The sequence below is a fragment of the Bradyrhizobium sp. BTAi1 genome, from assembly GCF_000015165.1.
GTDB lineage: Bacteria > Pseudomonadota > Alphaproteobacteria > Rhizobiales > Xanthobacteraceae > Bradyrhizobium > Bradyrhizobium denitrificans.
On record NC_009485.1, the window covers coordinates 2,479,888 to 2,491,897 of the forward strand.

The 12,010-nt window shown below is 66.4% G+C and carries 13 protein-coding genes; 8 read left to right on the forward strand and 5 right to left on the reverse strand.

Annotated elements, in window-relative coordinates; all coding sequences use genetic code 11:
* The first annotated feature begins 161 nt into the window (after positions 1-161).
* The gene (locus BBTA_RS11145; protein WP_012042587.1) at positions 162-710 is read left to right on the forward strand and encodes a DUF4142 domain-containing protein; all 549 of its coding nucleotides are present in this window, start codon (positions 162-164) and stop codon (positions 708-710) included.
* 206 nt (positions 711-916) lie between these two features.
* Here BBTA_RS11145 and BBTA_RS11150 read toward each other — a convergent pair whose 3' ends face one another.
* On the reverse strand, positions 917-1,741 hold the full coding sequence (locus BBTA_RS11150; protein WP_012042588.1) for a Crp/Fnr family transcriptional regulator: 825 nt from the start codon (positions 1,739-1,741) through the stop codon (positions 917-919).
* Positions 1,742-2,161: 420 nt separating this feature from the next.
* On the opposite strand from BBTA_RS11150, the gene BBTA_RS11155 reads away from it, so the two are divergent.
* Complete coding sequence (locus BBTA_RS11155; protein ID WP_012042589.1) at positions 2,162-2,434, forward strand: hypothetical protein; 273 nt, start codon at positions 2,162-2,164, stop codon at positions 2,432-2,434.
* Positions 2,431-2,952 carry a GNAT family N-acetyltransferase gene (locus BBTA_RS11160; protein WP_012042590.1) on the forward strand — a complete coding sequence of 174 codons (522 nt, stop codon included), beginning with the start codon at positions 2,431-2,433 and terminating at the stop codon, positions 2,950-2,952. The genes BBTA_RS11155 and BBTA_RS11160 overlap by 4 nt, the downstream gene beginning before the upstream one ends.
* A 62-nt stretch (positions 2,953-3,014) precedes the next feature.
* On the opposite strand, the gene BBTA_RS11165 is transcribed toward BBTA_RS11160, so the two are convergent.
* The 3 genes from BBTA_RS11165 to BBTA_RS11170 form a co-directional block, all read right to left on the reverse strand.
* A complete protein-coding gene (locus BBTA_RS11165) occupies positions 3,015-3,905 on the reverse strand; it encodes a hypothetical protein (protein ID WP_041750554.1) in 891 nt (296 codons plus the stop codon).
* A gap of 10 nt (positions 3,906-3,915) precedes the next feature.
* Complete coding sequence (locus BBTA_RS38135) at positions 3,916-4,095, reverse strand: hypothetical protein (protein WP_049795342.1); 180 nt, start codon at positions 4,093-4,095, stop codon at positions 3,916-3,918.
* 197 nt (positions 4,096-4,292) lie between these two features.
* Complete coding sequence (locus BBTA_RS11170; RefSeq protein ID WP_012042593.1) at positions 4,293-4,538, reverse strand: DUF3551 domain-containing protein; 246 nt, start codon at positions 4,536-4,538, stop codon at positions 4,293-4,295.
* 260 nt (positions 4,539-4,798) lie between these two features.
* Here BBTA_RS11170 and BBTA_RS11175 point away from each other — a divergent pair, with 260 nt between their 5' ends.
* The 3 genes from BBTA_RS11175 (at position 4,799) to BBTA_RS11185 (ending at position 9,271) form a co-directional block, all read left to right on the forward strand.
* On the forward strand, positions 4,799-5,857 hold the full coding sequence (locus BBTA_RS11175) for a YihY/virulence factor BrkB family protein (RefSeq protein WP_012042594.1): 1,059 nt from the start codon (positions 4,799-4,801) through the stop codon (positions 5,855-5,857).
* Positions 5,858-6,060: 203 nt separating this feature from the next.
* Entirely contained in the window at positions 6,061-7,587 is a 1,527-nt protein-coding gene (locus BBTA_RS11180; protein WP_012042595.1) for an ATPase domain-containing protein, read from the forward strand.
* Complete coding sequence (locus BBTA_RS11185; protein WP_012042596.1) at positions 7,577-9,271, forward strand: response regulator; 1,695 nt, start codon at positions 7,577-7,579, stop codon at positions 9,269-9,271. Before BBTA_RS11180 ends, BBTA_RS11185 begins: the two co-directional genes overlap by 11 nt.
* Positions 9,272-9,280: 9 nt before the next feature.
* Here the strand turns inward: BBTA_RS11185 and BBTA_RS11190 are convergent, their stop codons facing one another.
* Positions 9,281-10,684, reverse strand: coding sequence for an amidase (locus BBTA_RS11190; RefSeq protein ID WP_012042597.1), 1,404 nt, complete (start codon positions 10,682-10,684; stop codon positions 9,281-9,283).
* A gap of 273 nt (positions 10,685-10,957) precedes the next feature.
* Between BBTA_RS11190 and BBTA_RS11195 the strand changes: the two genes are divergently transcribed.
* Positions 10,958-11,428, forward strand: a complete 471-nt coding sequence (locus BBTA_RS11195; RefSeq protein WP_012042598.1) for a DoxX family protein — start codon at positions 10,958-10,960, stop codon at positions 11,426-11,428.
* 265 nt (positions 11,429-11,693) lie between these two features.
* A complete protein-coding gene (locus tag BBTA_RS40710; RefSeq protein ID WP_168167883.1) occupies positions 11,694-11,846 on the forward strand; it encodes a hypothetical protein in 153 nt (50 codons plus the stop codon).
* Positions 11,847-12,010 lie beyond the last annotated feature (164 nt).

Here is a 12,010-nt window from a genome sequence, read left to right on the forward strand (position 1 = left end):
GCAAGGCAGAACGTCCCAGCCACGCTGTTCGGCGGGAACCCGAGTGCCGCCGGGCTCGCCGACCCCCCTGGAGAGCGGCGGCCGACACGATCCTAGGAACCATCGCAGGCTCCGACTCTTGCCGTGGCGACGATACGGCTCTCAACCCTCGGAGATCGACGATGACCAGACTGATCGGCGCTCATCAGAAGCGAATCATCCAGACCGCACTGGCCGCCTGCGCCACGACCCTGCTCGTGGCTTCGGGCGCGACCGCTGCGCCGAAAGGACAATCGGCCGCCAAGGACCAGCACTTCATGACCGAAGCGATCGAAGGCGATCTCGCCGAGGTGAACATGGGCAAGCTGGCGCAGCAGAAGGGCCAGAGCGACCAGGTCAAGCAGTTCGGGCAGGCGCTGCAGCAGGACCATGGGGATCATCTGCAGAAGGCGCAGCAATTGGCGCAACAGAACGGCATCACGGTGCCGTCGGAACCGAACAAGCAGCAATTGGCGATCTATAACCGGCTGGACGCGCTCCAGGGCAACCGTTTCGACCAGGCCTTTGCCAAGGCCATGGTTCGCGATCACGAGAAGGACATCGCGAAATACAAGAAGGAAGCTGCAGCGAAATCGCCGCTGTCGGATTTCGCCCAGCAGACCGTGCCGGTTCTGCAGAAGCATCTGGACATGGCGAGATCGCTGGCCTCCGGCAAGAGCAGCGGCAGCTGACGCCGCGTTGTCGCGAGAGCCCCATTGTCGCTGCTCGGCGGAAGCTGCGGACGCCAGCCGAGCAGCATGAAGCTGCGCGTCTGGCTGCCGGAGCCGTCGTAGACGGTATGGCCCGTCGCTGTTGAAGATGCGGGCGACCATGATGTCGAGGTGATACCCGCCAAGGGAGTCGACCATCCGCGTCTCTGCAGGCGCGCTGGCCCGCGTCATAGCAGGCGCGTGGGCGATCGTGTCAACATGGCCGCTTGCTGCAACTCGAGCGGGGGATCGGACGCCTGCCGCGGAGCCGAATGCGTCTCCAGCACCGGCAGCCGGCGGAGCATGAGATAATCGGCGTTGAAGTCCGCCAGCCGCACGAGGCCCGCCCAGTCGGTCACCGCGATCGTGCGTGAATGCCAATGCAGCAGCGCGCGGCGCCGCAGCTCCTGAATGGTGCGATTGGCATGAACCGGTGAGATGCCGCAGATTGCGGCCAGATCGGGTTGGGTGAAGGGAGATGGAAAGCGCAGATCGCGGCCGAGGCCGACGGCGCGCAGCCGCACTGTGATCTCGCAGATCAGATGTGCGACGCGGCTCAGGGAATCCCGGCTGCCGAGGTTGGTGAGCCATGTTCGCAGCGTCGCGGTCTCCGCAAGCGACGTCAGCGTCAAGGCATGGGCGAGGCGCGCCGACTGTGCCTTCGCTTCGCGAAAGAACGCATGCGGCACGAACGCGGCCACGACCGGGCTCAGCGTGCACAGCGTGGCCGTCACGGCAGGCGAGACCATGGTGTACAGGTTCGGCACATCGCCGGGAACGTAGATGGAGGTGATCTGGCCGGCCCCGGCGTCGGTGTCCTTCCAGCACACATAGCCCTGCAGGAGAACACAGCAGACGGAGGGTTCGTCGTTCTTGCGCCAAATGTCATGATGCGAGGCGAAGCTCCGGATCGAGCTGGGCATTCGCGCCAGCAATTCCAGATCGTCGCCCGACAGTTCTATCAGGCTCGTCAGCCGGTCGGCCAACTTGGTCAACGCAAAACCTGCCTGCATCCCGCGCCCATCCTCGGTCCATCGGTTGCGGAGAATCTTGCGCCCGGAATTGATCTCAACATTCGCAAGTTCATATTGTTCCTCTGCGCGGGACGGGCAGGACGTTCCTTCACCGGAAACCTTCGCGGCCGCGCGCGCGTCGGACGCTGCTGTATTCCAGGCCACGCGAGATCAAGCCGGATCAGGTTCACGACCCATCATGGGATCGCGGCCGCTGTGTCTGGTGGAAGCATTGGGAGGTTGCGACAAGAGTCATGTCGGGTCCCATCTAAGCAGGTCGTGACCCAGCTTGCCGAGCGCCGCCCACCACCGCGAGGCCGCCGAGGAGGACATGTGCCGGTGCCGGGCCGGGCTGACCGCGTTGCGGAGCGGTCTTCAGCTTGCTAACGTCGCGTGGTTTGGGCCGAATGAGAGGCGCTGGTGACGGAGACGGAAAAGGCCGAGCAGGTGGTGGCGGCGCTGAGGTCGGCGCAGGCTGCGGCTCCGGATGCTGCATTGCAGATGTTGAATGGGTTGATGGGGCTGGTGCGGAGCCCGAGCGACGCGCAGCCGTTCGAGACCGAAGAGGCCCGGTCGTCGGCCTTCCTGTCGATCTGCGAGGTCGGCAAGGCGCTGCACCGGGGATTGCCGACCGATGCGCTTTGGCCGGCGGCGGTGTCGGCCAGCGAGCGATGGCTGTCGCTCGCCAGATGAGCGCACGTCAAGCCAACGTGGCTGGCTCTAACTGGCGTGCCATGACTGTCGACGACCTCGCCAGTGTCGATGTGATTGCAGCCCGGGTGCATCCCTCTTATCCCGAAGACCACGCCGTGTTTGCTGAGCGTTTGCGTCTGCATGCTACGGGATGCCGCGTGCTGATGACGGGCGGCGAGATCGCCGGCTATGTGATCAGCCATCCGTGGCATCTGGGCGAGCCACCGGCATTGAACGCCTTGCTCGGCGGTCTCCCCGAAGCGGCTGCGACCTATTACGTCCACGATCTGGCGCTGCTGCCGGATGCCCGCGGCAGCGGTGCCGCGTCCTGGATCGTTGCGCAGCTGGTTCGGCATGCACGCGATCTCAACCTGCCGTCGCTCTCGCTGGTCGCGGTCAACGGCTCGACGCCGTTCTGGACGAAGCAGGGGTTTGCGGCGATGGCAGCCGAGAACTGCGACAGCAAGCTCGCGAGCTATGGCGCGGATGCGCATCTGATGCGACGTCTGCTCAGTTGAGCAGCTCGCCCTCCATGCGCGAATAACGGCCCGGTCATCGACCGGGCCGTTATCGTCGAGGCTTATTCCGGCATCGACGCCGGGCGACGCCACATGTCGCGCCGCCGGCTGAAGCGGTTGGCGTGCAGCATCCAGCCGGTGACCGGCTTGCCGTCGCGATGCCGCCCGCCGCTTTCCGCGCCCATCCATGCCGCCACCACGCCCAGCAGCAGCGCGGTTGCCACGGAGAAGGCGAGGATGGTCGTGCTCGCGCGTGAACGTGACAGCGCCGATTTCGCGTTCGCGATCGTCGTGTCGACGCGACGATCGGCGTCAGGACCGGCAAGCCCGGTCGTCGCGCCGACGAGTTGGACCAGATAGTTGCGATCGTCGGCGCTGACGCCGCTGTGGCTCGACGCCGTCAACAGGATCCGGCCGGCTTCGCTGCGCGCCGGCGCGAGGTCAGGGCTCGGTGCTCGCCGTGTGGCCCGGAACAGATGGTCGATCTCGTAGCTCAGCATCGACGGCTCATTGACCGTCTGCGGCGAGCTCAACGGATTCGGCCTGCTGGCCGCCGAGGCGACCATGGCCGCCAGCACGGTGCCGAGCACGACCGCCAGCGCCCAGGACGCGACGCCATGCAGTCCGTCACGCTTCTCGGTCTCGTCGCTCTCGGCGAGATCATAGGGCGCGCGCACGCGTCCGGCGACGTAGCCGCCACAGCCGAAGCTGACGAGGGCCTGCAGCACGAGGTAGAGGCCGGAGAGCAGCCACAGCGCCACGGAGGCGTCGCGCCAGGTCGGCGCCGTGGAGCTGACCCCGAGCCCCACCGTCATCGCGAAGCTGACCAGGATCGACGAGACGGCACCGGCGGTGAGAGCGCCTGCAATGACCGGGGTCCATTGCAGCGTCCAGCGGTCGGCAGCCGCGCGCCCGATGGGTGCCGCGGCGATCGGCGTGGTTTCCATGCTCATGGCCTTGGTCTCAGCGCAGGCCGAAGAACGACAGAATGGCCATGATGACCACGATCAAGCCGACGAGGTAAATCAGTCCGTCCATGGTGTCCTCCTCCGTTTGGATCCGTCGCCCTATAAGCTGTGGCGACGGGCAATGTTCCGATTGCCATGGCCGGCGAACGGAGGAGGGGATGCGGCCATGCAGCATCGACCTGCGCCTGAGCAGAGAGCCTTTGTCCGAACTTCGAGGAGGTCGGTGGTCCTGCCGCAATGCGGCGGACGGAGCTTCACGATCGCTTCAGTCGGTGCGATCAAAGGGGCATCCGAGGAGCGGCGACCCAGCCGCCGCACCCCTACACATCAAGCGAGTCCTAGAAGCGGTGCCGGAGGCCGGGGGAGCCGCGTTCAATAGCGGGGATAGTAGCCGCCACGCTGGCGGGCGTAGGCATAGGCCGGGTTGATCCCGCAGCCGGCACTGGTGCCGGACGCGGCAGCCTGGCACTGCTGATAGGTGGCGAACTGACAATTGCCGGGATAGCCCCAGCTTCGACCCTGCAGACAATAGCGGTCCTGCGCGGCGGACGCGGGCGAGATCGCGGCGAAACCCGCCAGGACGGCGGCGGACAGCGAAGCAAATAGCAGGCGGCGCATCGAATTATCCTTGCGTTGAAAGGTGCATTTGCAACGCGGGGCTGTGCAAGCGCGTTCCTCACGCACAACATTAACTGTTATCGCCAGCTCACGTCCACACTTAACGCATCAAGCGTGCGGGCGCTCCGGCTCCGCTCCGGAACAATCGCGGACTCGCTCGGTTGCTTCCCGGCAACAGCGGATGCTCTCCCATGTTCGGTCGATCGAAGAAGTCTAAGGACGCACATCAGGAGACGCCGAATGTGCTCGGCATGCGCAGCATGCGCGGACCGAGCACCGGGGGCATGCTGGCGCTGCTCGGCCTGGCGTTTCTGATCCAGTATTTCGAGCAGCGTTCCGAAGAGATGCGTGGCCAGAGATCAAGCACCGCATTGGGGGATGACCGAGGCCGGCTCGCCAACGCGCCGTCCGAGATTCCGGCGCGAGGGTGGAAGGACGTCCTGTATCGGGTCTATCAGAACATCACCGAGCACAGGATCGTGGCGCTGGCGGCGGGGATGACGTTCTATACGCTGCTGGCCATCTTTCCGGCGCTGGCGGCGCTGGTCGCGATCTATGGCCTGTTTTCCGATCCGGCCAGGATCACCGGGCATCTGGAGCAGCTGCAGGGGCTGCTGCCGGGCGGCGCCATCGATATTGCGCGCGATCAGCTCACGCGGGTCTCCGCCAAAGGCAGCCAGGCCCTCGGTCTGACATTCGGGATCAGCCTGGCGATTTCATTGTGGAGCGCCAATGCCGCCATGAAGTCGCTGTTCGACACGCTCAACGTGGTCTATCGCGAGCCGGAGACGCGCGGCTTCTTCAAGCTCAACGCGATCTCGCTGCTGTTCACCGGCGGCGCGATCCTGTTCGCGCTGGTGGCGATCGGCGCCATCGTCGTGGTCCCGGTGGTGCTGCATTCTATGGGCCTGTCGGATGCCGCCGATCTCCTGCTGCGCATCGGCCGCTGGCCCGCGATCTTCGTCTGCGTGTCGCTCGGGCTCGCGCTGATCTACCGCTACGGGCCGGATCGCGAGGAGCCGAAATGGCGCTGGATCAGCTGGGGCAGTGCGCTGGCGGCGGCGCTGTGGCTCGGAGGATCGGCGCTGTTCTCCTGGTATGCGGCGAATTTCGGCAGCTTCAACGCCACCTACGGCTCGCTCGGCGCGGCGATCGGCTTCATGACCTGGATCTGGATCTCGGCCATCGTGATCCTGATCGGCGGTGAGCTCGACGCCGAACTGGAGCATCAGACCCTGCGCGACACCACCACCGGCCCGGAGAAGCCGCTCGGCGCGCGCGGCGCCACCATGGCCGACACGGTCGGCCATTCCACCTGATCTATCCGAGCCCCCCACATGCGACCCGGCTGCTCCCGCCGACGGTCGTGGATGCGCGACGGCCGTGTCAGCGGGACGCGGTTCCTTCGGAACCTGACACGGATCGGCCGTGTTCCTTGTGCGGAGGAGCCGCGGGCGTCGCGTGGGGCGATCTCCGCAGCGGCGACCGATGGCGCGTCTCGCGCTGACGACGGAGTGTTCGAATGACGAAGGAGCTGCCAGGCAGCCAACAGAGCGGCGAGGCCAAGATGAGCGCGCGCGTCTCGACCGGGAGTGAGGGTCTGGACGACATTCTCGGCGGCGGCTTGGACGCCAATCGGCTCTATCTCTACGAGGGGCGGCCGGGCACCGGCAAGACCACCATCGCTTTGCAATTCCTGCTCAAGGGCCAGAGCCTGGGCGAACGCGTGCTGTACATCACCCTGTCCGAGACCAAGCGTGAGCTGGAGGTCGTGGCCCAGCGTCACGGCTGGTCGCTCGACGGCGTCGACATGTTCGAGCTGGTGCCGCCGGAGACCACGCTCGATCCGGAGCGGGAGCTCACCGTGTTCCATCCCGCCGAGGTCGAGCTCAGCGAAACTACCGGCCTGATGTTCAGAGAGGTCGAGCGCATGAACCCCGCCCGCATCGTGATCGACAGCCTGTCCGAGCTCCGCCTCCTGGCGCAGAGCCCGCTGCGCTACCGTCGCCAGGTGCTGGCGCTGAAACACTTCTTCGCCAAGCGCAACTGCACGGTCATCCTGCTCGACGATCTGTCGTCGTCGCAGGACGATCTGCAGCTGCATTCGGTGGCGCATGGTGTCGTCATCCTGGAGCAGCTTGCGATCGAATATGGCTCCGAACGCCGCCGCCTGCGCGTGATCAAGATGCGCGGCATCTCGTTCCGTGGCGGCTTCCACGATTTCACGATCAGCCAAGGCGGCCTGCGGATCTTTCCGCGCCTCGTGGCCTCGGAGCATCACCGCTCGTTCGAGGGCGAATTCACCTCCAGCGGCAATGCAGAGCTCGATCAGCTGCTGGGCGGAGGGCTGGAACGCGGCACCAATGCGTTGCTGATCGGCGCGGCCGGTGTCGGCAAATCGTCGGTCGCGCTGAGCTATGCGATCGCGGCGGCCGAGCGCGGCGAGCATGCGGTATTCTTCGCGTTCGACGAGGGCCGCGGCACCGTGGAAGCGCGCGCGCGCACGCTCGGCCTGCCGCTGCAGCGGCACCTGGATTCGGGCCTGATCCGTTTCCAGCAGGTCGATCCGGCCGAGCTGTCGCCGGGCGAGTTCGGCGCGATCGTCCGGCGCAGCGTCGAGCACGACAATGCGCGTATCATCATCATCGACAGCCTCAACGGCTATCTCAACGCGATGCCAGATGAGCGCTTCCTGATCCTGCAGATGCACGAGCTGCTGAGCTATCTCGCCCAGCAGGGCGTGTTGACCATCCTCGTGCTCGCGCAACACGGCCTGGTCGGGCCGATGGATACACCGCTGGACATCAGCTATCTCAGCGACGCCGTGCTGATGCTGCGCTATTTCGAGGTGGCGGGGACGGTCCGCCGCGCGTTGTCCGTCGTCAAGAAGCGGAGCGGGCATCACGAGCATACGATCCGCGAGTTCCGCTTGAGCGGCGCGGGCCTCTCGCTCGGGCCGCCGCTCACCGAGTTCAGCGGGATCTTCACGGGCAACCCGCATTATGCGGGCAGCGTCCTCCCTGAGCGGGGCACGCCAGATGAGCACTGAGCTGGATCAGCGTGTGCTCGTCTTCGCTCCGATCGGACGCGACGGTCCGGCGTCCGCGGAGCTGCTTCGGAGCACGAAGCTCGCAACCCGGGTCTGCGCCTCGCTCGCCGAGCTGGTCGATGAATTGAGCGCCGGGGTCGGCGCGGTCGTGGTGGCGGAAGAGGGACTGTTTGCCAAGGACACGGCCGGGCTCACGCAATGGGTCGCGCGGCAGGCGGCCTGGTCGGACCTGCCCTTCATCGTGCTGACGAGCCACCGCGAGCAACCCGCGGTCGCCGCGTGGCGGCGCAACCTGGTGGCCGCGCTCCGCAACGTTTCGCTGCTCGAGCGGCCGATCCAGCCGATCACGCTGATGAGCGCCGTGCAGTCGGCATTGCGGGCGCGGCGCCGCCAATATGAGATCCGCACGCTGATCGAGGCGCGCGAGCAGACGGCGCAGCAGCTCGAACGGCTGGTGGTGGAGCGGACCCGCGCGCTGGCCGAATCCAACGAGCAGCTCCGCGTCGAGATGGCGGAACGGGCGCGCGTCGAGGAGACGCTGCGCCAGGCGCAGAAGATCGAGGCGATCGGCCGGCTGACGGGCGGCGTGGCGCATGATTTCAACAATCTTCTGATGGTGATCTCCGGCGGGCTCGACATGCTGGACCGCCAGGCCGATCCCGCGCGGCGTCGGCGTCTGATGGACGGCATGATCCAGGCGGCGCAGCGCGGCGCCAGCCTGACCCGGCAATTGCTGGCCTTCTCGCGCCGGCAGGAGCTGCGGCCTGAACCGGTCGACATCGCCCGCCAGATCGGCGGCATGCGCGAACTGCTCGATCGCAGCCTGCGCGGCGACGTCCATGTAATGTTCGATTTTCCCGACACGCTCTGGCCGGTCGAGGTCGATCCCGGCGAGCTCGAGCTGGTGGTGCTCAATCTCGCCGTCAACGCGCGCGATGCGATGCCGACCGGCGGCACGATCGTGGTCCGCGGCGAGAACCTGCCGAATTGGAAGGATGACGAGGTCGCGGGCGACTATGTCCGCCTGTCGGTGGTCGACACCGGCACCGGCATGACCGACGATGTCCGCCTTCGCGTCTTCGAGCCGTTCTTCACGACCAAGGATATTGGCAAGGGCAGCGGGCTGGGGCTGGCCCAGGTCTATGGCTTTGCCAAGCAGTCGCGAGGCTCGGTGTGCATCGACTCGGAGGTCGGCCGGGGGACCGCGATCGCCCTGTACCTTCCGCGCTCCGAGCACGCCGCATCCGGCCGTCAGCACCATCTCGTCGACCTGCACCGGCCGCGACTCCGGCGTCGCGACGAGGGCCGGATCCTGCTGGTCGAGGACGATGACGAGGTCGCCGCGCTGGTCAGCGAGATGCTGCGCCAGCTGGGCTATGAGGTGACCCGCGCAGCCAGCGCGGCCGCCGCGCTCGGCGCGCTCGCCGATGGACGCGCGGTCGATCTGGTATTCTCCGACGTCATGATGCCCGGCGGCATGAATGGCGTCGAGCTCGCCCGCGAGATCCAGAAGCGGCGCGGCGATGTGCCGATCCTGCTGACCAGCGGCTATTCGGGGGCCGCCGTGCACGCCGCCAAGGAGGCGGGCGTCAGGATCCTGTCGAAGCCCTACCGGATCGACGAGCTGGCTGCGGCCCTCGATGCCGCCAAGGCCGAGACCGTCTGGTCCGGCACGGGCAGCTGAGCCTGCGGCTCACGACGACAGCAGGGGCGGCGCCTCGGCGGCGGCGTGTTCGACCGCGGCGGCGGCATCCAGCACGAGGTCCTCGCGGAAGCGCGGACCGACGATCTGGACTCCGATCGGAATGCCCTCATGCACGCCGGTCGGCACGCTGATCGAGGGCAGCCCGAGATAGGCGGTCGCGAACAGGAAGACATGCGAGCGATACAGCCGGTCGACGCTGGCCTCGCTTTCGATGTCGACTCCGTAGGGCAGGGCGGTCTCCATCGCCACCGGACACAGCACCAGCGGATGCTCCTGCATGAACGCCTGCCAGCGCCGCAGATAGGTCGCGCGCGCCGCTGACAGCTGCATCAGTGAGGGGACGTCGAGCTCCGGCGTGCGAGCCATCATCAATGCGAAGGCGCGGCGCGCCAGCGCGTCGCCATGCTGCTCGATCTGCGCCGACAGCGTCAGGCGCGCCTCGCCTTGGGCGAAATCATTCCATGCCTTGGCGGCCGCGGCGACGTCCGGCGGATCGCGCCAGCTGACCTCGTAACCGGCGCGATGCAGGATCGCCGCCGCCTTGCGCACGGCGGCCTCCACCTCCGGCGCGATGCCGACCCCGGCCGGATCGAGACAGACGGCGACCCCGGGATGATCGCGGCGCGGCCCTTCCAGCGGCATCGCCACGTGCCAGGGATCGCGCGGATCGGGGGCAGCCATCGCCGCGAGCGCGAGCCGCGCGTCAGCGACGTTGCGCGTGATCGCGCCCTGCACCGAGATCAGCTGCAGCGACAATTGCCGCTCGCTCGGCGCGGTGCCGTTGAAGGCGGGCACGCGGCCGAAGGACGGGCGCAGGCCGACGGTGCCGGTGCAGTAGGCCGGATAGCGGATCGAGCCGCCGCCGTCATTGCCATGGGCGATGGCGCACATGCCGGTGGCCGCAGCTACCGCCGCGCCGCCGCTCGAGCCGCCCGGGGTGCGGTCGGGCCGCCATGGATTGAGCGTGCGCCCATGCAGCTCATTGTCGGTGAACCAGCGCATCGAGAACGCCGGCGTGTTGGTGCGCCCGATGATGACCGCGCCGGCGCGGCGGAGATTGGCCACCACGGGCGCGTCGTCCTTGGCGATATTGTCCTTGAACGCGACGATGCCATTGGTGGTCGGCAGCCCCGCTTGGTCGACATTGATCTTGGTCGTCACCGGCACGCCGTGCAGCGGGCCGAGCGTGGTCCCCGCCGCCACCATGTGGTCGGCGAGGTCGGCGGCCGCGAGTGCATCGTCGGCCTGCACCGACACCACGGCATTCAGTTCGGGGTTGATCGAAGCGATCCGGTCGAGACACGCCGTCACCGCCTCGCGGCTCGTGATCTCCTTGTTGCGGATGGCGGAAGCGAGTTGCGTGGCCGACCAGCGCCACAGCGGCATATCCATGTGAAAACGAACCTCTGCAATCAGACGAAGCGATGTCCTGCGGCATCAGCCGCGGAGCGGCTCACATTAAGTCCGAGTCGCCGTCATGAATAGGGAATCTGCTCTCCGCGGCGGCGTGTCGCTGACCGCTTGGGTCTGCTTTGCGGCTGCTCGCGCGCTTCGCCTCGCGTGCTGCAAATCAGTCCTGCATGAAACGCGGAGCGATTTTGATATGCCGCAACAACAGCAGCTCTCCGTTCTGGAACATTGCCTTCATCAGAAAGGAGATGAGTCATGTGGCTCACCAAGGACGACTTCCGTATCAAGGCGGATAATTTTGATTTAACGAATGGCATGAACATTCTTCGCATTATGTGCGGGCTGTTTTTGTTTCCGCATGTTGCCGGGAAATTCGCCGGCGGTGCGGTGTCGGCGGCGACCGCCGGCTTCTTTGCCAAGGCTGGTTTTCATCCGCCGGAAGTCTGGGTGGTGCTCGCCGCAGCCTCCGAATGCGCCGCGGGGGTGGCATTGGTGCTCGGGATCTGCACGCGCTTTGCTGCGCTGGGGGCCACTGTGCTGCTGTTGTTCGCGGTCTATGCGTTGCAGGTGGTCAAGGGCTTCGGCTGGACCTGGAACACCGGCGGCTACGAATATCCTGTGTTCTGGGCGATCACCTCGTTCGTGGTCGCGATCGAAGCCTGGAAGGTGCATCTGGCACAGGCCAAGCCCCGCGTGCCCGCAATCCAGGCCAGCGCTGCGGCGTGACGCTGCGCTTCGCGATGACGAACTGACGTGGACAACATCGGGCAGAACGGCCGCCTCACGGGCGGCCGTTTCGTTTGTCATCGCCGCTCGAGATCGGAGGTCTGCCGATGCTGTCGATCGAGCGGCACGCGACCATCACGGCACGCCGCACTGGCAACAGCAGCGGTCACGATGGTCCGCGAGCACGTGGTCCGGAATAATTGACAGCTTGAACTCGGACACACTTGCTCGCATTGTCTCCGCCGTCACCGCGGAGGAAACCCGCATGGAACGCTATATCCGCGACGAGAATATTCGTCGTTTCCGTCAGCTGCTCGAGGCTGAAACGGATCAGCAGAAGCGCAGAATCCTACAAGAGTTACTCGCGGCCGAGGAGGACCGGCAGGTTCCCTCGGTTCCAGGCGGTCCGATCGACTGAGACGATCAGCGACCGGGTGCCAGCCAGTTGAGAGTTCCGCACGCGGAACATTTGAACATGCGCTCGGCCTCCCCGGTACGGGGATTGAGGATGCTGCGGATGGACCCCGCAGGGTGACCGCAACTGCGGCAAGGCGGCAGATCAGTCTGATTGCCGCGTGAAGT